Raw genomic sequence first — 22,800 nt, 5'->3', positions numbered from 1 at the left:
AGTCGATGCCAAACAAGCTCTTTAACAATCCTGCTGCCGCAATGGACGGCCTGCTGGTCGACGGTATGACGATCATGTCAGGTGGGTTCGGGCTTTCGGGTAATCCCGAAAGCCTGATCCCCGAAATTCGCGCTAGTGGGGTGAGGGGCCTGACCATCATCTCGAACAATGCCGGTGCGGACGGCTTCGGCCTGTGGATGCTGCTGGAAAGCCGTCAGGTGAAGAAGATGATCTCGTCCTATGTGGGTGAGAACAAGTTGTTCGAGAAGCAGTATCTTTCAGGTGAGCTGGAGCTAGAGCTTAATCCGCAGGGCACGCTCGCCGAGCGCATCCGCGCTGGCGGAGCAGGCATTCCGGCCTTCTATACCAGGACCGGTGTCGGCACCGTTGTTGCGAAGGGAAAGCCCATCGAGACGTTCGACGACGAGGATTATGTTCGTGAGACGTGGCTGCGCGCCGACCTGTCGATCATCAAGGCATGGCGTGCCGACCCCGCCGGCAACCTCATGTTTCGCAAAACAGCGCGCAACTTTAACCCGAACATGGCCACGGCCGGCAAAGTGACGGTCGTGGAGGTGGAGGAGATCGTGCCCGCCGGAACGTTCGATCCGGACTGCATCCACACCCCCGGGATCTATGTCGACCGGATCGTGCTGAGCACCATCAATGAGAAGCGGATCGAGAAGCTAACAACTCGTCCGCGGGAGACGGCGTAATGGGTTGGACGCGTGAACAGATGGCAGCGCGTGCTGCGCAGGAGCTGCGCGACGGGTTCTACGTCAACTTGGGCATCGGCATTCCGACACTGGTAGCGAACTACATCCCGAACGGAATCGACGTAACCCTGCAGTCTGAAAACGGCATGCTCGGCATGGGCCCGTTCCCGTTCGAGGACGAGGCGGACCCAGATCTCATCAACGCCGGCAAGCAGACGGTTACAACCCTCCCTACGTCGAGCTTCTTCTCGTCTGCTGACAGCTTCGCCATGATCCGCGGGGGCCATATCGACATGGCGGTGCTCGGAGCGATGGAGGTCGCCGCGACGGGCGACCTCGCCAACTGGACCATCCCCGGAAAGATGGTGAAAGGCATGGGTGGCGCCATGGATCTCGTAGCCGGGGTGAAGCGCGTCGTGGTGATCACCGATCACGTCACGAAGGCGGGCGACCCCAAGCTGCTCGAAGATTGTACTTTGCCGCTGACCGGCAGAGCCTGCGTCGATCTTATCATAACCGATCTCGCCGTGATCGCCTGCGATAAGCCGGGATTCCGTCTGATCGAGCTCGCACCGGGCATCAGCATCGACGAGGTGCGCGCGAAGACAGGCGTGTCGGTAACCGCCGAGAAGGCATTGGCCGCATGACCGACGCCTTCATTTGCGACGCCATTCGTACACCGATCGGCAAGCTCAATGGCGCGCTGTCTTCTATCCGCGCCGACGACCTAGCCGCGATCCCGCTCAAGGCCCTCATGGAGCGCAATCCTGGGGTTGATTGGGCAGCGGTAGACGACTGCCTGCTCGGCTGTGCTAACCAGGCTGGAGAAGACAATCGCAACGTCGCCCGTATGGCAGTGCTGCTAGCAGGATTGCCGGAAACGGTACCTGGCGGAACGGTCAATCGCCTGTGCGGATCCGGTCTTAACGCGGTGGGATTGGCCGCCCAAGCGATTCGGAGTGGCGATGCCGGCTTGTTCATCGCCGGAGGCGTCGAACACATGACGCGCGCACCCTATGTGCTCGGTAAAGCCAATGCCGCTTTTGATCGGGCGCAAAAGATCGAGGACACGACGCTCGGCTGGCGCTTCGTTAATCCGGCAATGCGGCATGCTTATGGCGTGGATTCAATGCCCGAGACCGGGGAGAATGTCGCCACTGAGTGGAAGGTAAGCCGCCAGGATCAGGACGCTTTTGCCCTTGCCAGCCAGCAGAAGGCGGCCGAAGCGCAGGCGAACGGCCGGCTTGCCGCAGAGATCGTGCCGATCGCGATCCCGCAAAAGAAGGGCGATGCCATCGTCTTCGACCGGGACGAGCATCCGCGCGCGACGAGTGCCGACGCCTTGGCCAAGCTCAGGTCGGTTGTGGGTCATGATGGCACCGTCACCGCGGGAAATGCATCCGGCCTCAACGATGGCGCTGCGGCCATGCTGGTCGCCTCCGATGCGGCGGCGAGGCAGCACGGACTTATCCCGCGAGCGCGGGTCATCGCGATGGCTTCCGCTGGTGTCGCCCCGCGGGTCATGGGCGTCGGCCCGATCGAGGCAGCACGCAAGCTGTTCGCCCGCACGGGTTTCTCGGCAAAAGATTTTGACGTGATCGAGCTTAACGAAGCTTTTGCCAGTCAGGCGATCGCGACGCTCCGTGATCTGGAGATCGATCCCTTCGACCCGAGGGTGAACAGAAATGGGGGCGCCATCGCGCTAGGTCATCCGCTGGGCATGTCGGGCGCGCGCATCACAATGAGCGCGGTAGAGGAGCTGCAGCGCAATGGTGGCAGATATGCGCTCGTCTTCATGTGCATCGGTGTGGGCCAAGGCATCGGTCTTGTGCTGGAGCGGGTGTGATGTCGGACACAATCACAACGGGCGACGGATGCCGCATCGCGTATCGGTTCGACGGCCCGGCCGACAAACCAATATTGCTGCTCTCCAGTTCGCTCGGCACAACGATGGACATGTGGGAGCCCCAACTGGCCGCGTTCGTGGAGCAGTTCCGGGTACTACGCTACGATACGCGTGGACACGGCGGATCAGATGCGCCGCCCGGATCATATTCACTTGATCGCCTTGGGCGGGATGTCGTGGAACTCTTGGATGCGCTCAACATCCCACGCGTCCATTTCTGTGGGCTTTCACTCGGTGGCATGGTTGGCCAGTGGCTGGCTTTGCGCGCATCCGAGCGGATCAACCGTCTTGTCCTTGCCCATACCAGTGCCTTTATGGGGCCGCCGTCAGCATGGGACGGACGCATCGCTGTCGTGCGGGAGAAGGGCATGGCCGCAGTCGCGGACGCATCGATCGAGCGCTGGTTCACGGCCGAGTTTGTTGGAACGAGCGACGCAAGTCTGGCCAAGGTACGCGCCATGCTGCTGGCGTTGAACGTCGATGGCTACATCGGCTGCTGTGCGGCCATTCGCGACATGGACTTGCGCCGGCTGGGTGGACTGATCGACCTTCCAACCCTTATCATCGGCGGGGACGCCGATCCTGCGACTCCTCCGGCTCACAGCGAAGCGCTGGCGGGCGCGATCCGCGGATCAGGGTTGCATCTGCTGTCCGCAGCGCACCTCGGCAACATGGAAAAGCCGGCAGAGTTCGCATTCGCGGTTCTAAACTTCTTGACCTCGTCGCCCGTCGAACTGGGCGGGGCGATGCCGACCTAACCTTTCACCACCTGCGACGACCTCGATCCGGGCGGCACGAACCGCCTGGGCGTCTTCAGCCGCAGTTCTCCAGGGAGAGAATGTATGAAGCGAATTTCGATCCTTGCCTGCACCGTGCTTGCTCTCGCCGCAGCCGCCCCCGCGTTTGCCAGCGAAAAGGGAGGCGGAGCCTATCCTAACGGCGCCGAGGCGCTGGCGATCGCCGCGCTTCCCCCACCCGGCGACTATCTAATCAACTACTCGAACTTATTGAGCGGCGATTTGGATGAGACAGTAGCGGCGATCAGGATGAGACTCTGCGGCCGTGACGGGAGCGAGATTGTCGCGGCGCGACAGGCAATGCAAGGCCAACTTTGGTGTTGATCGCCGCTCCGCGACAGACGGTGTCTCAGCTTGATTGTCGCTGGAGGGCTGCGCGGCGTCGGTAGCTCTCGACGTTCATCTCGAAGATGGTGGAATGATGAACGAGGCGATCGACAGCGGCGAGCGTCATGGCGGGGTCAGGGAATACGCGCGACCAGTCGCCGAATGGCTGGTTGGCGGTAATGAGGGTTGATCGGCGTTCGTAGCGGGCGCTAATCAGTTCGAAGAGGACGGAGGTTTCGGCCTGGTCCTTGGTGACGTAGGCGAGATCGTCGAGCACGAGCAGGTGATATTTGTCGAGCTTGGCGATCGCACTTTCGAGGGCGAGCTCACGGCGCGCGATCTGCAGTTTCTGGACGAGATCCGAGGTACGGGTGAACAGGACGCGCCAGCCCGCCTCGATGAGTGCCATGCCGATTGCAGCGGCGAGATGGCTCTTCCCGCCGCCCGGTCCGCCAATCATGATGAGGTTGGCCCCCTTCTCGAGCCAGCTGTCGCCGGCGCAGAGCGCCATGATGTGAGCCTTCGAGATCATCGGCACGTTGGTGAAGTCGAAGGTGTCGAGGGTCTTGCCTGGTGGCAGGCGTGCTTCTGCCAGGTGCCGCTCGATGCGTCGCCGGTCGCGTTCGGCGATCTCATGCTCGGCGAGCGCGGCGAGGAAGCGGGTGGCCGGCCACGCCTCCTTGTCGGCGCGTTCAGCGAACTGGAGCCAGGCCTGCTTGATGGCAGGCAGACGCAGTTCGTTGAGGATGAATGCGAGGCGCTGGGTGTCGACAGCGGGGTTCATGCGGCCGCTCCCGTCAGCAGAGTGTCGTAGACGGCAAGCGAGGGCAATTGCACCGAGACGACCGGCAAGCTGGCCGGGTCTGGTGAGAAGCGTGCTCGTAGCTGCGTGAGGTCTGGCAGGCGCCTGGCGTCCAGATCCGCTGCCAGAACATCTGCCAGCTCTGCTTCGCAACCCCGCTCATGCGCGAGCGAGAGCAACTCGACCATGATCTTGCAGGCGACGCGCTCGGGCAGTTGTTCGATAAGACGGTCGAATGTCCGGCGATACGCTTCGCGCGGAAAGATCTGGTCGCGGTAGACGAGGTTCATCAGCGCCATAGGTTTGCGCCGCAGGCTGTGAATGACGTGCCGGTAGTCGACGACGTGTCCGTGCTTGCCGTCGCTGGGCGTTCGTCCGCGACGGAGCGTCATGAGACGCGTCGCGCCGAGGAAGATATCGAGGCGGTCGTCATACAGGCGGACCCTCAGCCTGTGGCCGATGAGGCGCGACGGGACCGTGTAGAAGACCTTCTTCAGCGTGAAGCTGCTGGTCGAGGTGACGGGGACAATGCTCTCCTCATAGTCGCCGGTGCGAAGCTGCGGGAGCGGCTGCAGCGTTGCGCGCTCGGCATCGATACGAGCCGCGTTGCGTCGGTTCTTGCGCGCGACGATCTCGTCGATGAAGGCGCGATAGGCGGTCAAATCGTCGAAGTCGCCGGATCCGCGCATCAACAGTGCGTCGTTCACGGCATATTTGAGATGGCCGTGGGGGCTTTCGATAGCGCCGTTCTCATGGGCGACACCGCGATTGTTGCGCGTCGGCTCCATCGCATAATGCTCGCAAAGCGCATCATATCGCCGCGTCAGGTCAACTCTGGCGTCAGCGTCGAGATTGCGGAATGCGGCCGACAGGCTGTCACTGCGGTGTAGGCGTGGCGCCCCGCCTACCGCCCACAGGGCGTTCTGCAGTCCCTCGGCCAAGGCGACATAGCTCTCGCCGCCGAGGATGACATGGGCGTGCTCGAAACCCGACCAGACCAACCGGAAGTGATAGAGGAGATGCTTGAGCGGCTCGCCGGCGACCGTGACGGGCACATCGAGGTCGCCCATATCGGTGAAGTCCGACAGGCCCATGTGGCCGGGCTCGTGGGTCTGACGGAAAATGACTTCCTGGTCCTGACCATGCCGCGCACGCCATGTCCGGATGCGCCGCTCCAGGGTCCTCCGGATACCGGGCGACAGATCCGAATGCCGGCGAAGCATCTCCTCAAATATGGCAACGGCCCGCAGGCCGGGAGCCGCCTGGAGAAGTGGGACAATCTCGGTGTCGAAGATCTCTGCCAGCGGGTCTGGTCGGCGCCGACCTCGCGGCTCCGCCTTCTGGGACGGGAGTTTGCCGCCCTTGAGCAGCCGATAGGCGGTCGCCCGGCTGATACCGGCCTTGGCCGCTGCCACGGGCACCGGGTCGCTTTGACGATGTTTCATAAAGAGCCTCGTTTGATGATCGTTGACGTGTCGACCGCTCACCTGCGCTCTTCCCTCAAGGAAAAGCCCAGATGTAGGCCGGTCACGACCACCAAAGCCCTTCGAAAGGGCTTCCGTTTGGGGCTGTCGGCTCCGGGCTACGCCCTACGCCGACAGCCCCAAACGGAGTCTCATCTTGATTGACGCTGCTGTCTCACCTTCATCGCCGCGCAGCACGAACTATTATAATGCGGATCGTCTTAACGATAGCGATGGCCACAGCAGCGTCCCCGACTTCTCGATTGACGCCTTCGCCAATGTCTTTCGCTACATCCATGTCACTGATCGTAAGATCCTGGGCGCTAGTTGGGCGCAGCAGGTGATCTGCCCCCTTCTGAGTGGTCCAAAATCTCTGTTATTTTGGATCATGAAGGAGTTTGGAAATGGGTAAGAGGCACAAGCCGGAAGAGATCATCGGCAAGCTGCGGGAAGCTGAGATCGTGTTGGCGCAGGGCGGGACGACAGCGGATGCGTGTCGGCGGATCGCGGTTACCGAGCAAACCTATTATCGCTGGCGCAAGGAGTATGGCGGTCTGAAGACCGACCAGGCCCGGCGGATGAAGGACCTGGAGAAGGAGAATCTCAGGCTCAGGCGGGCGATCTCTGATCTGACGCTCGACAAGTTGATCCTGCAGGAGGCCGCTAGGGGAAACTTCTGAGCCCCGCGCGGCGACGGCGCTGCATCGATCATGTTCGTGGTGAGTTGGCAGTATCCGAACGACGGGTCTGCCGGGTGCTTGGCCAGCATCGATCGACACAGCGTAAAGTGCCGCGTGGGGCTGATGATGAAGATGCGCTCACCGACGATATAGTGGCGCTTGCGCGCCAATACGGTCGCTATGGCTATCGCCGGATTACGGCTTTGCTGCGCGATGCAGGATGGGTGGTGAACCGCAAGCGGGTCGAACGGATCTGGCGACGCGAGGGACTGAAGGTGCCGCAAAAGCAACCCAAGCGGGGCCGGTTATGGCTGAACGACGGCTCGTGCATCCGGTTGCGACCTGAGTATCCAGGGCACGTCTGGGCATACGACTTCGTCGAGGGCCGCACCCATGATGGCCGCAAGTTTCGCATCCTGACGGTCATCGATGAGGCCAGTCGCGAATGCCTGGCCTTGATCGTGGCGCGGCAGCTCAAACACGAAGACGTGCTAGCGGCTTTGGCCGACCTTTTCATCGCACGTGGTCCGCCTGCCAATATCCGGTCGGATAATGGCAGCGAATTCATCGCGACAGCAGTCCAGAAATGGCTGGAACAAGTCGGCGTGAAGACACTCTACATAACCCCAGCGTCTCCCTGGGAGAACGGCTACAACGAAAGCTTCAATGGGTCGCTTCGCGACGAACTGCTCAACGGCGAGATTTTCTACACCCTTACCGAAGCAAAGGTGCTGATCGAAGCCTGGCGTCGGCACTACAACACGATCCGCCCCCACAGCAGCTTGGGCTATCGACCACCAGCCCCAGAAGCAGCTTCGCCGCCATTGCCGCCTTCCGGTTCCGCTTCGCTCCACCTCCAGGCGCCAATGGCAACGGAGGCGACAATGCACTAACAATCATCACGGACCACTCAGTGGGGGCCGGTCACAGGTATTCGTTCCAGTCGTAGATCTGACGGTTCATGCGGCCGGGCAGCGCGGTCACCGTTTTGGTGTCGGAGACGTCATCGTCGATCCGTTTATCCTGGGTTGGCACTTCAAGAACAACTGGCATGTCGTGGCGGCGGTAGACACGTGGGTGCCTGTCGGTTCCTACAATCGAGATGATCTGGCCAACATCGGCCGCAACTACTGGACTTTCGAGCCCGTGCTTACCGCGTCGCACTTCAATCCGGCCGGCGGTCCAGAGGTATCTGTCAAGCTGATGTACGACTTCAACACGAGGAACAAAGCTACCGACTACCGCACGGGACAGGAGTTTCACACCGACTTTGCGGTTGCCTACAACTTCAATCCCGTGACCGTTGGTCTGAACGGGTATTATTATAAGCAGACGACCGACGATAAGCAGAACGGCGTCAGGGTCGGCGACGACGGATACAAAGGTGAAACGCTCGCGCTTGGTCCGGTGGTTCGCTACCAAGCAGGCAAGGTCCCGATCTCGTTCCAATATCAGCATGAGATGTTTGCACATAACCGCCCGCAAGGTAGCAATTTTTGGCTCAAAGCGGCGTTCCGGTTCTAGGGTCAGGACCCATTGATCTGAGAGGCACGATCTGATTCAGGCTCCCTGAGGAGACCGCGCATGAGCGACCTGTACTGGCTGACCGACGAGCAGATGGCGCGGCTCGAGCCATATTTCCCAAAGAGCCACGGCAAGCCGCGAGTTGATGATCGGCGGGTGTTGAGCGGCATCGTATTCGTCAACCGTAACGGACTGCGCTGGTGCGATGCACCCAAGGAGTATGGCCCCCACAAGACGCTCTACAACCGGTGGAAACGGTGGGGCGGATGAGGGTCCCCCGGTTTCTCATCCAATCTGAAGGTGAGTTTCCGGCGTTCATTCGGCCGCTCTGATGGCCGCGGCGGCAGCATATTCGAGCGGCGTCATCCAGCCAAGCGATGTGTGAGGGCGGCTCTCGTTATAGTCCCGTCGCCAGGCCTCGATCTTGGCTCGAGCGTCCGCGATGGATAAGAACCAATGTGCGTTCAGGCACTCGTCACGAAGGCGACCGTTGAACGACTCTACGAACGCGTTGTCGGTTGGTTTGCCCGGTCGGCTGAAGTCCAACGTGACGCCGTTCTCGTATGCCCAGCGGTCGAGAGCCTTCGAGATGAACTCCGGCCCATTGTCCACGCGAATGGTCTTGGGCGCGCCGCGAGTCGACGAGATCCGTGCCATCGCCTCGACCACCTGCTCGCCCTTGATCCCCTGGTCAACGTCGATCGCCAGCGCTTCGCGGGTGAAGGCGTCGACCACGGTCAGCGCCCGTAACCGCCGGCCGTCGAACAACGCGTCAGAGACGAAATCCATCGACCACATCTCGTTCGCCGCGAGTGCAGCAGGTTGGCGTTTGCGGTTGGCAGCGCTGACGTTGCGTCTTGGCTTCTTGAGCCGAAGGCTCAGTCCATCATTCCGATATAGCCGATAAACACGTTTGTGGTTCACGACCCATCCTTCCCTGCGCAACAGGATGTAGATCCGGAAATAGCCATAGCGCGTCCGCGTCGCCGCCAGATCACGGATGCGCATCACCAGCGGTGTCTGGTCCGACTTGTGCGAGATGTAGCGCACCGACGACCGCTCGACGCCCAGCGCCGAGCAACTGCGCCGCTCACTCACGGCATGGGACGCCTGGACGTACGCGACGAGCTCGCGCCGTCGTCCAGGCGTCAGAGCTTGTGGGATGGTCCGCCCCCTTACGGTTTGGACGAGTCGGGTGCATCATAAGCGCCTTCATATCGAGGAGGACCGTCATGACAGAAGTAGCAGTGGTCGGCATCGACATTGGCAAGACCTCGTTTCACCTGATCGGCTTGGATGTCGCGGGATCCATCCAGTGGAAGAAGAAGCTTAGCCGATCTCAACTGATGCGACATATGGCGGCGCTGCCAAGATGCTTGGTTGGCATGGAGGCGTGCTGTGGTGCCCATCATCTCGCTCGCGAGCTGTCAGCGCTGGATCATGACGTTCGATTGATGGCGCCTCAGTTCGTGAAGCCGTTCCTCAAATCCAACAAGAACGACTACCTCGATGCCGAGGCGATCGCCGAAGCCGTTCAGCGACCGACTATGCGGTTCGTACCGGCCAAGTCTGTTGAGCAACTCGATTTACAAGCTCTACACCGGGTACGTGAACGGCTCGTCAGCAGGCGTACCGCAGTCATCAACCAGATCCGCGCCTTCCTGCTCGAGCGAGGCATCGTATTCCGCGCTGGACGTCAGCACATGGCGCGCGAAATGCCCTTGCTGTTCGTGGACGAGCGCTCGACGCTCTCATCGCGCATGCGCACCCTCCTGCAGCGGCTCTGGGAGGAATGGCAGACGCTCGACCAAGATATCGCCGCGGTGACGAAGGATGTGGAAGCGATCGCGAAGACAGATGAGGCATGCCGTCGGCTTCTCGCCATTCCTGGTGTCGGGCCTCTAGTGGCCACAGCGCTCGTCGCGGCCGTGGCCGACGGTACGGGCTTTAAACGGGGGCGTGACCTCGCGGCCTGGCTCGGGCTTGTCCCACGACAACACTCGACCGGCGGAAAGCCGAAGCTGCTCGGCATATCCAAGCGTGGCAACAGCCACCTTCGCCGGCTTTTCATTCACGGTGCTCGGTCGGCGAGCATGCATATGAAACGCGAGCATGGCCTTGGGCCTTGGCTCGACCAACTGGAAACAAGAACACACAAGAATGTCGCGGTCGTCGCGCTGGCTAACAAGATCGCCCGGATCAGTTGGGCAGTGCTGGCACGTCAGGAAGAGTATCGGCCCCCCATGCCGATCGCCGCCTGACGCTCTAACCGCAACACCCAGGTCTGCAGCACGAGGAGTGATGGCAAACAGTCGATGGCGATACGGTCTAAGCCTGAGCAAAAATGCAGCCGTTAAAGGCTGAACTAGCTTGTTAGGACGACCGTGCGCGTATCCCATCATGGCCAGGGATCGAGATGTCCCACAAACAGGCCGGATACATTTACGCAGACTGTGCAGCCTATCGCGTTTCATGCTTGCCAGACGGGGGCGGACCATACATTTTTTGCCAGGACATCCTGCAAAATGTGCTTGTCCAGACTCAGGTCGGCAACCAGCTGTTTCAGCTGCCGGTTCTCGTCCTCAAGCTGCTTCAGGCGCCTCAGCTCGCCGACGCCGAGACCGCCGTACACCTTCTTCCAACGGTAGAACGTCTGCTCCGAAATCCCCATCCGCCGGATGACTTCGGCCACCGGTGTACCGGTTTCTGCCTGCTTCAACGCGAAGGCAATCTGCTCGTCTGTGTACCTAGATTTCTTCATTTCCAGCTCCTTGCCCGAAGGCTCTCAAGGCCGGAAAACTCTCGCTCAAAATGGACTAAAAAACAGGGGGGACGTCAGGATCAGACCGGCCCCGCTCAGGAGGTCCATCCATGATCATCGAAACCCGGAGGTTCCCTTCGCTCTCTTCACTCTCCGCGATCCGGTCTCGTTCCGGCGCCGGACGATCCGAGTGATCGCTGTTCCCCGATCGCCCGGCACGAGCAATCAGGGAATGGCGTCTGAGGCGGACGGGCCGACCCGATGTGGAAACCGGCCCTTCGGTTCACCCGACGATCGTCTCGACCACGCGCTTCCGCGCCGCGGCGGGTTTGGCCGTTCCGGCGGTATCCGCGGTCGGCTTGCGGCCTAGGCCAATGCGGTTCGCCATCGCCCGACGGCTCTCCGAGTAGTTGGGCGCGACCATGGGATAGTCGGACTTTAGATTGTACCGTTCACGGTATTGTTCGGGCGACATGCCGTTGGTCGAAAGATGACGACGAAGCGTCTTGTACGGCTTTCCGTCGATCATGCTGATTATGTGGTCGGGGCTCGCCAGCGATTTGCGAACCGTGACGGCGCCGATGTAGTCCTTTGGCTCTTCCGCGGTCGTCTCGGCGGGCTGTGCGCCACCGAGAAGCGATGAAACGGAGGCATGCATCTGGGACAGGAATGCTGGTACATCTTCAGCTGACGTACGTTTATTCGAGTTGCTGAGCCAAGCGATCGTCAGTTCGGTCGCGAGTTCGACAGCGTTGGGGGCGTAGGTATCGTCGGACATGTAATACTCCAATTGTTCGAGCGCCCTTAGTGGCGGATTTAAGCTTTGACAACAATTGTGTACCGATCGGTATAATGATTATTACGTCCCTGTCGTGTCCGCAAAGTCAAGTTCGCCTCCGCACTGGAGAAGGAGGAATGGCTCGAATAGTCCTTTGCAGGTCGCCATCGGAACTCTGCCGTAGAGAACGTCGTGGAGCGAGGGCGGCTTGATCTGGCTGGCCAGGACTTCTGATACCGCGGACGCCCGAAGATCGGCTCTCGCTTCCGTCTCGGCTACCTCATCGAACTACCGGCCCAATCATCGCGGGGGCGTCGCGCCGATCGCGCCGAACCCGATCGGCAGGGGTCAGCGACGCGGTATCAGCTCAGTCGACTGAAACGTGGCGACACGAGGTTGTTTCTTCATCGCATAAGCGCCCACGGATCAGACCGTTGCAACGGGGTGGAAGCCCACTGCTGGGACGGTGCAAGTCGATCAGCTCTGAGCACTACGAGGATGATCTCCGGAACATATGCACATGTGCATAGTTTAGGTGTTATGAAGCTGCCACATGACAACTCGGGAAGACCCGACCCAGACGCGACGTTGATCGAGCGCCTGCTGTTCCAGGCAAGCGTCGAGCGTCGCACCCACCTCGCGATTTCGCCGTCTGGAGGAACGCACGTCGCTGCGGTTGACGAGGGAAGCCATCCGGAACGTGTGGCCTCTTTGATCCTGGAGGAGGTGCTGACGAGCGAACTCGGCCCCGCGGTGAACTGCGCCACCTACCTGACGAGAGCGGCCAGCCTGCAGCACATGGCGATCCCGTCACTGAACGTGCTGATGACGAGCGTCCACGGGATCGAGCTTGCTCCACTTGCGGGACGTGGACTCGCGGTCGCCCTTTGCGACCTCATGTTCTACGCCGGTGGCGGGGCATGCAACACCGGCTCCGTCGATCTCCAACTGGCGGTGGGAATGGACGGACGGTATCTGGCGGTAGGCCTCGTGGCGTACGGAAGCGTTAAGCCCGTCGCTTCGGCTTCCGCAACTGCGACGATGCTGCGCGCAGCGGCCATCGTCTCGGCTCTGAGGGGTGATTTCGTGCGCGCCTACGAGCCCGCCAAAATGACGTTCGGGATCCTCGTCCCCTACTTGGACGTGGCCGTTAACGGTACGACCGGCCACACTGGCCGCAGCGGGTTCTGACGCGATGCCGTCTGAACCGAAGAGAGGCGACGCCGACCGTGCTCGCGTCGGGATCGCCGCAGTCTTATCTGCCGGTACGCGTGCAATGGGCATGGGGGCCGTGGCATTGGTCCGGATCGCTCCTGCGATCGATAAGCTCGAGACGCCTGGCCATTTGCTGCGAACGAGACGGTCACCGGCTTCTGAGTGGTTGTTGGCGGTGGTCGGTAGGCTGACCTCGCTGGACGAATTCGTGGGACGAGTATCGTACAGTTGGCGCGCCGCTGTTCGGCTCCCCGATCATGCAGCTCTCTCGAAGCCGTTGAGCGGCGGCCGCGAAGCGCCTGGGGGCTCCGTACCGCACAGATTTGCGTTCCTCAAATGAGCGTGAAGCAGACAAAATCGCTGATCACGCCGCAGCAGGCCGCCGTCCACGCGCTTTTCGTTGAAACGGGGTCGATGTCGGACGTCGCCCGTACCTTGCGTTTAAGCCAGATCCGGGTCCGAGAGGCGCTCGTTCAGTACCAGCGCAACGTCATGAGATCGCTCGGAATCGCTCCTCCGCCGTTGCGCGAGATGCTTCGGGGGGACGTCGTCACGCGGTTCGGCGTATCGAGAGCGGAGGTCGGGGGGCGCCCCGCCAAGCATCTTCAGTCCGACCCGATGATCTCCGGACATGTCCGGGAGATCGATGGACGAGCTGAGGTGCAAAGGCGGCGGCCGGCTCAGCCGATCTCTAGAAGCCGACGCCTGATCGTGACGGCGGCGGAGACCGGGGGGCGCGTGCACGTCGGATTCTGGAACAATCTTCAGGCATTCGCCGCTCGAACCGGGGCGGAACTAGCCGTGTTCCGCGTGGGCGAGGTGGGTTTGATCGCGGACGACCAAAGCGGCCTGAGAAGGCATCTTCGCGAAGGGCCGATCAATCTGGCCGGCGTCGTCGACGTCGCAGGCGATCTGCGACTCGCGCCGAACGCCTCCAGGCCGCTTGCCGGATTGGAGCGCCGGCGCGCCGCGGGATGGACCGTGGTTCCCCATCCAACCGTCCAGCTCGAAACGCTTTCGCGCGTAAGGGCCGAGGGTCTCAAGGTTCATCTCACGTCGGGGGCGGTGACCTTGCCGAAAAACAGGAGCGCGTCCCTGACCCGCTCTGAGGTCGGAGCAGTGATCGTGGATGTCGCAGGTGACGGACATGCGCATTGTCGTCATCTCCTCGCGCCGGCTGACGGGACGGGCGACTTCCAGGACCTGAAGCTTCGCGTCAGCGGCGGGTCTGTTTCCGGCGGTTGCAGAGTGGAGGCGTTGACCTTCGGAGACATTCACCACGCTCATCTCGATGTCGAGGTCGCCAAGGCGACTTGGGGAGGTGGTCGATCGCCTTCGCTGGTTGATGAGCTGCGGCCCCGATTCATGGTCTTCCATGACGTCTGCGACTTCGATGCGAGAAATCATCATCACGCGGCGGACCCCCATAAGCGTTTCGCTCAACTGGTCGCGATGGGTGGCGACGTCCGGAACGAGATGGCCTCAAGCGCGGCGTTCCTGGCTGGCACACGACGGAAATTCGCACGTAGCGTGGTTGTCGGATCGAACCATGATCTCGCGTTGCTGCAATGGCTGCGCGAAGCCGACTTCAGGGACGATCCGACGAACGCGGTGTTCTTCCTGGAGGCGTCGCTGGCCCTCTACCGGCGAATCGAGGCGGGGCGTCCGGTGGACGGGCTGTTCGAACAGATGATGCGGCATTTGGCGGCCGACGACCTCGGCGAAGTGCGTTTCCTCAAGCCAGAAGAGAGCTTCCGGGTGGCTGGGGTCGAGTGCGCCATCCACGGGCATCAGGCGTCCGACGGTCGACGCGGATCAATGCCACTGTTCGAACGAATGGGCATCAACGCCACACTGGGGCACACGCATCGACCGACGACCCGTGGTGGCATCTACTGCGCCGGCGTCTGTCAGACGGAGCTAGAATACGCGCGAGGGCCTTTGACGAATTGGGCCGTCGGCCACGTCGTCACCTACGCCACCGGCGCCCGTCAGCATCTCTTCTTCAACGGCGGGAGGTTCTTCTGATGCGCGTCCGGTTTCGAGGTGGTGACTTTCGGCATGACGAACGCCGTTCGTCGGAAAGGGCGCGTGTTCAGTTCCACAGGGATGCCTGCGACGAGCGGGCGTAGCGCAGGCGACCCAAGATCGAGCGGGTTGCCGAGTTCGGAGAACGTGATGACCAGTGCCAAGAATGCCGACAGGGTTACCAGTGCGACGCGGCGGCGGTGTTGCGTCCTGGACATCGAGGTAGCCCCGGACCCCCATGCCCGCGTGCTGGCAGGACGCCGAGGTTCCGTTCCGATGAGTTCCCCACTCAATCAGATTGTCAACGCTTCCGCGATGACGTTCTACAGCGATGCGCTCGGCCGGCTGGATGGCTTCGACCTGACCTCGTTTCACAGGGACGAATACGGCGAGGCTGACGTGGTCGACAACGTCGAGGCGATACTCGACCACGTGAGAGGTGATGACGGCTTCCTGGTCACCTACAACGGCATCGCTCACGACCTGCCCGTCCTACGCGCGCGACAGCTTCGCTGGTGGCAGTGCTCCGGTCGCGGAATTGCGGAGTTCGCCGAAGGGCAGGGCGAGCACATCGATCTCATGATCGAGATGGCGGGCGCCGGCGGGCGCTGGGCGGCGCTGTCCGACGCTTGCGCTAGCGTCGGCTTCTCGCTGCGGGGACCGGTGCCGATCGGCGAGACGCCGCACCTGCCCTACGAGACGGAGAAGTGCGAGCTGGACGTCGTCGGGACGTCGGTCCTGATGCTGTACGTTCTCGCGGCGAAGGCGAGATCGGTCGAACCGCTTTCCCGTGGCCTCCCGGCCCTTGGACGGCGGCTGCGCACGTTGGCTGCCGCTCGACCGCATCTTGAGCGATTTGCGCTCAGCCCGCTTCTACAGGACGACGCACGCGCCTGGGGAAGCGAAGGCGGCGTGGCGACCTGAGGGGGCTCGATTGCCGGACTCAAGTTTTCACCGCGGCGATGCGTCGCCATGCCGACACGGACGCTGGTATCCTCTTTGGCTGGCGGCTATCTGATTAGCCGGAGGCGAATGTGGAACTCGGGTTCGGGCAGCTGCTCGACATCGTTGCGGAAATGCATCCTGGTGTTGATCCCGGGATCGTCAGCGCGCGCCTGAAGTACTTTCAGCGCCTGCCCGAGCCGTTTCCTTCCAAGGCGACCGTCATCGGAGCAGGCGCGCGGGCGGAGTATTCGGCGGACGACCTGCTCGGACTTGTTCTCGCGTTCGAGGTCCTGGCATCGGGTATCGCGCCTTTGCAGGCGGCGACGTTGGTGCGTGACGGGTGGAAGAACCTCTCCCGGTCGTTTGCGAAGGCTTGGGCAGCGCGTGCGCTGCACGAACCCATGGTCGTCATGATGCGCGTTGAGGGATTGGGATCCAAGCGGGGGGCGGCGGGTTCCACGACGGTCGGCGACGAGGTGGACCTCCGGAACTGGGCGGTGGGTAAGGATACGGAGGACCGGCGCCTCGTGGTCTTCGAAATGGGCAGGGTGGCGCGGTCATTGGACGCAGCACTGTCGGCGACGCAGCCCTTCAAGCGCGTACTGACGATCTTGAAGCTCATCGAGACTTGGCGGCAGGCGGTATTGGCGCAGGTTCCCATCAGGCGTACCGGGACGTGACCGGGGCGACACCGGTTCGCAAAGTCGGAGATGGCTACCAGCAGGACGAGCGACAATCAGATTGCACATAACGATCCCGGGCAACGTCCGTGAGGATCGCAAGCGTCGACAAACCGAACGGAGTACCGTTCAATTCGCAGTCACTTGAGGCCAGTGTTCCTCTATTCGAGCCATCGTCTTCAGGGCCGATGGAAGGCCCGTAGTTAGGCTTGGCCTGTCGGGAGCCTGGCGCGCCAGCTCCTCGAATATCGAGATCGCTTCCAATATCTGCATGTAGGCACGGTGAGGATCCGTCTGAAGCTGCATGATGGCGAGATCGGCGCGTCCCGCCGCGAGGCCACTCAGCGCTTCGAGAGATCCTCGGTCGGCGTCGTAAAGTAAGCGCGGCCTGAAGCCCGCCTTGTTGGCGGAGCAGCCTGAACAGCGACGGATCTGCCAAATGCGAAAACAAGCGTTACAAACAGTTCGCTTCTTGTCGCCATATTGATGTAGATTAGTATGCCGGCACGTTGACCGGAGACTAATCTTCAGGTGCTCCTAAATTGATAAACAGCCACGAAGCTTTAATCCGGCAGCTGAGCGCACAAGGTGAACTCTCACTGGAGGATCAGCGTGCAATTTCGTCAATTTCCATGACCTTACGATCCTTCACCCCCGGCGACTATATCGGCAGGGAGGGAAAGTCAGTTTCAACATGCGCGATACTCATTAGGGGCTTCGCAGTCCGGCAAAAATTTACACGTTTAGGTGACCGCCAAATCGTATCGCTGCACGGCCCCGGCGACGCCATAAATCTTCAGAACGCGTTTCTAGAGTTTCCTGATTATGATATTCTCTCAATCGAGGATTGCGTAGTCTCTTTTGTCGATGCCTCGGCAATTAGGGTCCTGGCGGCTGAACGACCGGCAGTTGCCCGTTCGTTATTGATAGGGGCTTTCACCGAAGCCTCGACAGCGCGCGAATGGATGCTCAACATGGGACGACGAAGTGCTCGAACGAGACTTGCACACTTCCTTTGTGAGTATTTAGATCGCATGAGTTTGCGGCGGCATTCGGCCGACGAAAAATACGAATTACGGCTAACTCAGGAGCAAATTGCCGATGCGACGGGAATGACCGCTGTTCATGTCAATCGCATGCTAAAGGCCCTACAATCAGAAAAACTGATCAAGCAGCTGGGTCGTTTTCTAAGCGTGCCAAATATGGCGGCTCTAATGGACGCTGGGGAGTACAATCCGCGTTACCTTCATCTACCGCAATCTAACTTCTAGAACGCCGCGACTAGTTGTTCAAAATGGTGCCAATTTTCTGTGCATCGGTAAGCGCTTCCACATCATCGGCACCGCAGACTATGCGGCTTGCGCCACTGGCTCTACGGGTTGCTGGACCCAGTTCCAAGGCATGAGCTCGTCCCATCGCGCAGCTGGCCAATCCGCTGCGATCTTTCCAGTGACGTCGGCGATGTAGGCCTGCGGGTCGACGCCATTGGCCTTGCAGGTCTGGATGACGGTGTAGATCGCTGCGGCACGCTCGCCGTCCGTTTTCGAACCGGCGAACAGCCAGTTGCGTCGTCCGACGGCAACGCCGCGCAACGCGCGTTCGGCGATGTTGTTATCGATCTCCAGGCGCCCGTCATCAAGGAAGCGGCACAGCGCGGGCCATCGCTTCGTGCCATAGGCGATAGCCTTGGCCATGTCTGACTTTGGCGACAGCCGACGCAGTGCCGCGTCCAATGCCTCGCGTAGCGCATCGACCAGCGGCTTCGTCCGGGTCTGCCGCGCCGCCAGCCGCACGTCGGGCGGCCTGCCGCGGACCTCCGCTTCTATGCCGTACAAGGCGCCGATGCGTTCCAGAATGTCGGTGGTCAGCGGCGTGGCAACCCGCTCGTGCAGGTCGAACACCTTGCGCCTGAAATGAGCCCAGCATGCGACTTCGGTGGCGCCGCTTCGATAGAGACCGTCGTAACCTGCATAGGCGTCGGCCTGGAGGAAGCCTCGAAATCCGGCAAGATGGGCTTGCGGGTGTGCACCGGTGCGGTCGGCCGTGAAGCGATACCATGTCGCCGGCGGGGTCGTGTTGCCCGAGGCTCGGTCGTCGACCGCATAGACCCACAGCCGCCCGGTCGCGGTGCGTCCGCGGCCGGGGTCGAGCACGGGAACGGGCGTGTCGTCCGCGTGGATCTTGTCGCCTTTCAGCACTTCCTCGCGGATGCGGCTGACGATGGGGTCGAGCAGCGCGGCTGCCTGACCGACCCAGCCAGCCAGCGTCGAGCGGTCGATGTCCAGGCCTTGGGCCACCATCATCTCGGACTGCCGATAAAGCGGCAGATGATGGTCGAACTTCGAGACGACGACATGGGCCAGCGTTGCAAATGTCGCCTTTCCGCGGGCGACCGCCTTCACCGGGGCAGCCGCCTGGACGATCTTCTCACAGGTCCGGCAGCTGTATTTCGGTCGGACGTTCCGCACCACGCGCCAGTGCACCGGCAGGACGTCGAGCATCTCATCGGCGTCTTGCCCGAGGCAGCGTAGCGCACCGCCGCAGCCCGGGCATGTGCAGGTGCCGGAGGCGGGTTCGTGAACGAGCTCCTTGCGTGGCAGGTGGTCGGGCAACGCACGGACTGGTGCCGGTCGCCCGGGCGTGTCTGACAAGGCCGCGCCGGTCTCCGGGACTGCGCTCTCGGTTTCCAGTTCCTCGAGCGCGAGTTCAAGCTGCGCAATCTCGCGCGTCAGCTTCTCGGAGGATGCGCCGAACTGCATCCGCCGCAGCCGGGCGATCTGACCACGCAGTGTCTCGATGAGCAGGTCGCGAGCGGCAAGTGCTGCATTGGCCCGGGCGAGCGACGCTTCCAGCACGGCAATCCGGACCTCGGCATCAGATGGGGCAAGAGGGGCTTGCGACACCTCGTTTTCATAGCAGTTCGCGCACTCTCACACGAGCAAAAATGGCGGAAAAGCTATGTTTTCAGCCTGCTAATGTTGGTGACCAAGTCCGCTCTGGGCGGCGCCAGTCGATGCCCTCCAGAAGCATCGACACCTGCGCCGATGTCAGCGCCACTGTGCCCGTCGCCGTCACCGGCCAGACGAAACGCCCCCGGTCCATCCGCTTCGAAAACAGGCATAGTCCCTGACCATCGAAGCCCTTGCGCATGTCGGTGACGCCGCACGCCAGGAATACCGGTGAGCACCGACCGCTCATTGATCGACCGCTGACGCTCGATGCGTCGTGCGTCTGATCCGGAGCAGGAGATCCATCCGGGTTCTCGACCTCGGATCGGACGGACGGACGGGCGGCGGCGGTTCGAACTTTGATCCCCTGAGCGACCCTATCTCTCCGGACAGCATTTCACCGACAGGCGGCTGCACGTGTTCTGGATGTCATCCGGCTGATAAACGTCCGTCACACCCAGATCCAATGGGGCGGTGTCCGTTTCGTCTTCCTGCAGCGCGATCGCGGGATCCAGACGTGACACCATGCCGGTCAGCAACTCGGTCGCGCGTGTCGCGGTGCTGGCGACGGCATACACGTCGCCAGGCTCGTGAGCATGCAGCGGGAGATAATTCAGCTGCTTGAACACGCGGTGACGATAGGCGGTCAGCGCTTGAGCCGCATCGTCCGATGGCAGCGTCCAGTCCGAAAAGACCAGTATGGCATGGGCTTGCCTGGTGCGCGGACCGTGGAAGGAATGGCCGAACACGCCGCCGCCGCCGGGCAGGTTGATCGCCACGAGGACCTCGACGTCGGCGGGGACGGTCTGGACGATGTGGATCGAGGCGGATGTGCCGTCGAGGTGGCGATTGGTCGAAAGCGCCTTACCGATGTTCGCGCGCAGTTCGTCGATGATGGTGGTTGCCGGAACGGGATCACGGTCCCCAATGCCGGGTCATGCGACGCGCCCCGGCTGTGCTTCTCAGAAGGCGCGATGGGGCTCGCGGGTTGGGCGGTCATCGCGGCTCGGGGGGCTCGACCGCCCGCTCGACCGATTGCTCGAATACTTGGCTGGATCGCAGCCGAGGGGGTCGCCGGAGGGGGCCGGAGGCCGCCGCAGGGGGATGTTTCGGAGGTGCTGTGCGACCATTGACGCACGTGGGGCCCAAGGAAAACCGGCTTTTTTGACGCTTAAACCGGGACAAGTTTACTGCTAGTTGTGTTCGAAACGGTTTCCTGGCGTCTGTGCCCTAGAATCCGCCATTTCCACATGCGTCAACAAGACATCGTGGTGCGCAATCAGCTAAATAGCAGGCTCCGGCGGTTATTGAAGGCTACAGCCTTCGGTAACTGAAGCACTAACACAGTATGAAGCGGACTTCTTGGATTTGCAACCGCTTTAAGTCTTGTCCAAAACTCCAGCCCTAGGGGCTTTCTGAGCACTAAGCTCCGGTTCGTCTGAAATCTGCTTCGCTCCGTGATAAGCCCGCACCCAAGGAACAACGGCCTCATCGTCGTTTGTCAGAACGTCCGACACGCCGCTAGATTCGTACCGATCGGCTTTGCGAGCGCCGCGTCCAGCTCCCCGATCCCTCCAGATTTCGTTGATCTGTGTCCCTTCATGCGTCCGCACACGGCTACAGTGATGCGGCGAGCTGACAAGCCGAGAAGCCGACGGGGGCGGGTCAGCGAACCGTCGATCCCGGCGAACGGCGTCGTCGCGGCAGTACGGCGTCCGCGCCTCCGCTTCAGCTTATGCCCCCGCGCCGCAGTCGCCGAAGCCGCTGTTGATCTAGCAGAAACAACACCAACCCACATATTGATGTATGCACCTAAAGGTACCAAACGTATTGAAAAAGGAACACAACCGCGTTAGATGGTCCGCATGGCATGCTTGGTTGGATATGGCGCTTACAGGTACGAGTTCCTGGACCACGTCGTCCCCGTGAGGCTCGTGGGGCCGGATGGTCGTCAATTTCCGAACATCTCGCGGTCGGTGAGTCGGGTCTACGAGCGCGCCGGGTACGGCGAGAAGGGCAAGCGTTGGCTCAATGCGTTTAAGTGGTCGCTCGATGTCGCGCATGCGACAATGCCGGACGCGGCGGAGCGCTACGAGATGGGCGTCGCGGAATGCCGCGCGGCGCAGGACAGATTCATCAAGGCGCTCAAAATCTCGTCGAGTGAGTCGCGTCATCGCGATGGCAGCGTCTGGCTCCACCCTCGAAAGGGGCTTTGGGGCAAGGTATCCGATGCCGTGATCGCAATGGGACTCGTGACCGAATGGCTTTCGGACGAGGTGTACGGGGGCGAGGATCCCAGCAAGGTCGATCTCGCGGTCAGTCGGGTCCATGGTAGGAAGCGCGGAACGGGGAGGGGTACGAGCAAGCGCGTCGACGTGGATCGACGGTTCAGGCTGGGCGCCAATCCGGCACATGCCCCGCGCTTCGACGACCCGCGTTTCTATGACCGTTGGCTCGAAGGTTTCCACGCGATCGGCGTCGCGGAGGTCTTCGAACGGATCGGCGACATGGGCCGATACGGGGGCGCCCGCGCATTCCAGGCGTTGGCGCTGACGCTGTATGACGTTTTCTGCAGAGCCGAGAATGAAAACGAGATTCCGGGGCCCAACAAGGGATCCGCGGGCGAGCGTCTGATGATCTTCCAGCTTCCACCCTCGCGGTGGGAAGCCCTGCTCGCTTGGATCGATGGGGGTAGGAGAATGGTGACCGGTCTCTCACTCGCACGGATTCGGGTCATGGCCTCGGATCCGCGTCAGGTCGGGCAACTGAAGACGATGTTCCTGTTCACGGAGGAGGCTGACGGCAGGGAGATCAAGTATGATCGTCTGTACCGTATTTTTCGCAGTGCCGCAGAGAAGGCCGGCCTCTACATCGCCGACGTGGAGTTCCGCGAGACGCGTCGGAAGCGCTACGTCAGCTTCCACTATCTGCGTCACGAATACGTCCACCGCCGGCTCGACGCGGCAGACAAGATGGAACCGCTGGCGAGGTCTATCGAGCGGCTGTCGATAATCTCGTACATGCGCTGGAGGCAGGGCGAGGAGATGCTCGCCTGGTATTCGGCCCACCACATCGTGAAGGTCGCGAGGGGCGCCGCGATGAAACACAACGAGAAGGTGGACGTCGAAATCGCGGACGCCAGGTTGCCGGCGGGCGTTGTATTGCCTCAGAAGGGGCAGGCCGTCAGTGCATTGATGGGACTAGTATGAGCAGGGTCCGCGTACGATCTG

At 61.6% G+C, this 22,800-nt stretch carries 21 protein-coding genes and 4 pseudogenes; 16 read left to right on the top strand and 9 right to left on the bottom strand.

All coding sequences use genetic code 11. From position 1 onward, the window contains the following. The first annotated feature begins 5 nt into the window (after nt 1-5). From AC1MLZ_RS04915 to AC1MLZ_RS04895, 5 genes are all read left to right on the top strand, one after another. Nucleotides 6-716 (top strand): CoA transferase subunit A, encoded by a 711-nt coding sequence (locus AC1MLZ_RS04915; RefSeq protein WP_480960703.1) that lies wholly within the window; start codon nt 6-8, stop codon nt 714-716. Continuing rightward, nucleotides 716-1,363, top strand: a complete 648-nt coding sequence (locus AC1MLZ_RS04910; protein WP_480960702.1) for a 3-oxoacid CoA-transferase subunit B — start codon at nt 716-718, stop codon at nt 1,361-1,363. Before AC1MLZ_RS04915 ends, AC1MLZ_RS04910 begins: the two co-directional genes overlap by 1 nt. After that, on the top strand, nt 1,360-2,562 hold the full coding sequence (gene pcaF, locus AC1MLZ_RS04905) for a 3-oxoadipyl-CoA thiolase (RefSeq protein ID WP_480960701.1): 1,203 nt from the start codon (nt 1,360-1,362) through the stop codon (nt 2,560-2,562). Before AC1MLZ_RS04910 ends, pcaF begins: the two co-directional genes overlap by 4 nt. A gap of 74 nt (nt 2,563-2,636) precedes the next feature. Further along, nucleotides 2,637-3,380, top strand: coding sequence for a 3-oxoadipate enol-lactonase (gene pcaD, locus AC1MLZ_RS04900; RefSeq protein ID WP_480960700.1), 744 nt, complete (start codon nt 2,637-2,639; stop codon nt 3,378-3,380). Between the two features lie 84 nt (nt 3,381-3,464). Next, entirely contained in the window at nt 3,465-3,743 is a 279-nt protein-coding gene (locus AC1MLZ_RS04895) for a hypothetical protein (protein ID WP_480960699.1), read from the top strand. A gap of 31 nt (nt 3,744-3,774) precedes the next feature. Here the strand turns inward: AC1MLZ_RS04895 and istB are convergent. Next, nucleotides 3,775-4,530: pseudogene (gene istB / locus AC1MLZ_RS04890) on the bottom strand (IS21-like element helper ATPase IstB); the annotation flags it as partial. Further along, entirely contained in the window at nt 4,527-6,035 is a 1,509-nt protein-coding gene (gene istA / locus AC1MLZ_RS04885) for an IS21 family transposase (protein WP_151989758.1), read from the bottom strand. The pseudogene istB and the gene istA, both read right to left, overlap by 4 nt. A gap of 133 nt (nt 6,036-6,168) precedes the next feature. Between istA and AC1MLZ_RS04880 the strand changes: the two genes are divergently transcribed. The 4 genes and pseudogenes from AC1MLZ_RS04880 to AC1MLZ_RS04865 form a co-directional block, all read left to right on the top strand. Next, the gene (locus tag AC1MLZ_RS04880; protein ID WP_480960698.1) at nt 6,169-6,423 is read left to right on the top strand and encodes a transporter; all 255 of its coding nucleotides are present in this window, start codon (nt 6,169-6,171) and stop codon (nt 6,421-6,423) included. Further along, nucleotides 6,416-7,584, top strand: a protein-coding gene (locus AC1MLZ_RS04875) for an IS3 family transposase (protein ID WP_183937620.1) whose coding sequence is annotated in 2 segments (ribosomal slippage) — nt 6,416-6,677 and nt 6,677-7,584 — 1,170 coding nt in all. Because the reading frame shifts where the segments join, the coding sequence is not laid out codon by codon here. The genes AC1MLZ_RS04880 and AC1MLZ_RS04875 overlap by 8 nt, the downstream gene beginning before the upstream one ends. Continuing rightward, entirely contained in the window at nt 7,481-8,215 is a 735-nt protein-coding gene (locus tag AC1MLZ_RS04870) for a SphA family protein (RefSeq protein WP_480961466.1), read from the top strand. The genes AC1MLZ_RS04875 and AC1MLZ_RS04870 overlap by 104 nt, the downstream gene beginning before the upstream one ends. 60 nt (nt 8,216-8,275) lie before the next feature. Continuing rightward, nucleotides 8,276-8,476, top strand: a pseudogene (locus AC1MLZ_RS04865) (transposase); the annotation flags it as partial. Nucleotides 8,477-8,530: 54 nt separating this feature from the next. Here AC1MLZ_RS04865 and AC1MLZ_RS04860 read toward each other — a convergent pair. Beyond that, nucleotides 8,531-9,373, bottom strand: a pseudogene (locus AC1MLZ_RS04860) (IS3 family transposase); the annotation flags it as partial. 74 nt (nt 9,374-9,447) lie between these two features. On the opposite strand from AC1MLZ_RS04860, the gene AC1MLZ_RS04855 reads away from it, so the two are divergent. After that, a complete protein-coding gene (locus tag AC1MLZ_RS04855) occupies nt 9,448-10,476 on the top strand; it encodes an IS110 family RNA-guided transposase (RefSeq protein ID WP_480960697.1) in 1,029 nt (342 codons plus the stop codon). 236 nt (nt 10,477-10,712) lie between these two features. Here the strand turns inward: AC1MLZ_RS04855 and AC1MLZ_RS04850 are convergent. Together AC1MLZ_RS04850 and AC1MLZ_RS04845 are read right to left on the bottom strand one after the other, a co-directional pair. Then, nucleotides 10,713-10,976 (bottom strand): annotated as a pseudogene (locus AC1MLZ_RS04850) (transposase); the annotation flags it as partial. Between the two features lie 283 nt (nt 10,977-11,259). Then, the gene (locus tag AC1MLZ_RS04845; RefSeq protein ID WP_480960696.1) at nt 11,260-11,754 is read right to left on the bottom strand and encodes a Ros/MucR family transcriptional regulator; all 495 of its coding nucleotides are present in this window, start codon (nt 11,752-11,754) and stop codon (nt 11,260-11,262) included. Nucleotides 11,755-12,342: 588 nt separating this feature from the next. On the opposite strand from AC1MLZ_RS04845, the gene AC1MLZ_RS04840 reads away from it, so the two are divergent. After that, complete coding sequence (locus tag AC1MLZ_RS04840) at nt 12,343-12,945, top strand: hypothetical protein (RefSeq protein WP_151989715.1); 603 nt, start codon at nt 12,343-12,345, stop codon at nt 12,943-12,945. Between the two features lie 360 nt (nt 12,946-13,305). After that, nucleotides 13,306-14,997, top strand: a complete 1,692-nt coding sequence (locus AC1MLZ_RS04835; protein ID WP_480960695.1) for a hypothetical protein — start codon at nt 13,306-13,308, stop codon at nt 14,995-14,997. Here AC1MLZ_RS04835 and AC1MLZ_RS04830 read toward each other — a convergent pair. After that, complete coding sequence (locus AC1MLZ_RS04830) at nt 14,961-15,215, bottom strand: hypothetical protein (RefSeq protein WP_480960694.1); 255 nt, start codon at nt 15,213-15,215, stop codon at nt 14,961-14,963. The genes AC1MLZ_RS04835 and AC1MLZ_RS04830 overlap by 37 nt on opposite strands. A 97-nt stretch (nt 15,216-15,312) precedes the next feature. On the opposite strand from AC1MLZ_RS04830, the gene AC1MLZ_RS04825 reads away from it, so the two are divergent. The 3 genes from AC1MLZ_RS04825 to AC1MLZ_RS04815 all read left to right on the top strand — a co-directional run bounded on the left by AC1MLZ_RS04825 (nt 15,313) and on the right by AC1MLZ_RS04815 (nt 17,893). After that, nucleotides 15,313-15,921 (top strand): hypothetical protein, encoded by a 609-nt coding sequence (locus tag AC1MLZ_RS04825; protein ID WP_480960693.1) that lies wholly within the window; start codon nt 15,313-15,315, stop codon nt 15,919-15,921. Nucleotides 15,922-16,031: 110 nt separating this feature from the next. After that, nucleotides 16,032-16,622: a hypothetical protein gene (locus tag AC1MLZ_RS04820; RefSeq protein ID WP_151989711.1), complete on the top strand. Its 591-nt coding sequence runs from the start codon at nt 16,032-16,034 to the stop codon at nt 16,620-16,622. 542 nt (nt 16,623-17,164) lie between these two features. After that, nucleotides 17,165-17,893, top strand: a complete 729-nt coding sequence (locus AC1MLZ_RS04815) for a Crp/Fnr family transcriptional regulator (RefSeq protein WP_480960692.1) — start codon at nt 17,165-17,167, stop codon at nt 17,891-17,893. Between the two features lie 78 nt (nt 17,894-17,971). Here AC1MLZ_RS04815 and tnpC read toward each other — a convergent pair whose 3' ends face one another. The 3 genes from tnpC to AC1MLZ_RS04800 form a co-directional block, all read right to left on the bottom strand. Next, nucleotides 17,972-19,525 carry an IS66 family transposase gene (gene tnpC / locus AC1MLZ_RS04810; protein ID WP_480960691.1) on the bottom strand — a complete coding sequence of 518 codons (1,554 nt, stop codon included), beginning with the start codon at nt 19,523-19,525 and terminating at the stop codon, nt 17,972-17,974. A 61-nt stretch (nt 19,526-19,586) separates the two neighbouring features. Then, on the bottom strand, nt 19,587-19,820 hold the full coding sequence (tnpB, locus tag AC1MLZ_RS04805; protein ID WP_151989708.1) for an IS66 family insertion sequence element accessory protein TnpB: 234 nt from the start codon (nt 19,818-19,820) through the stop codon (nt 19,587-19,589). 127 nt (nt 19,821-19,947) lie between these two features. Further along, entirely contained in the window at nt 19,948-20,349 is a 402-nt protein-coding gene (locus tag AC1MLZ_RS04800) for a hypothetical protein (RefSeq protein ID WP_151989707.1), read from the bottom strand. 1,077 nt (nt 20,350-21,426) lie between these two features. On the opposite strand from AC1MLZ_RS04800, the gene AC1MLZ_RS04795 reads away from it, so the two are divergent. Further along, nucleotides 21,427-22,779, top strand: coding sequence for a hypothetical protein (locus AC1MLZ_RS04795; protein WP_480960690.1), 1,353 nt, complete (start codon nt 21,427-21,429; stop codon nt 22,777-22,779). Nucleotides 22,780-22,800: the final 21 nt, after the last annotated feature.

This window comes from Sphingomonas sp. PEI4 (assembly GCF_056679955.1).
The sequence above is the reverse complement of the archived record's forward strand: the minus strand, read 5'-3'. Positions and strand labels throughout refer to the sequence as shown.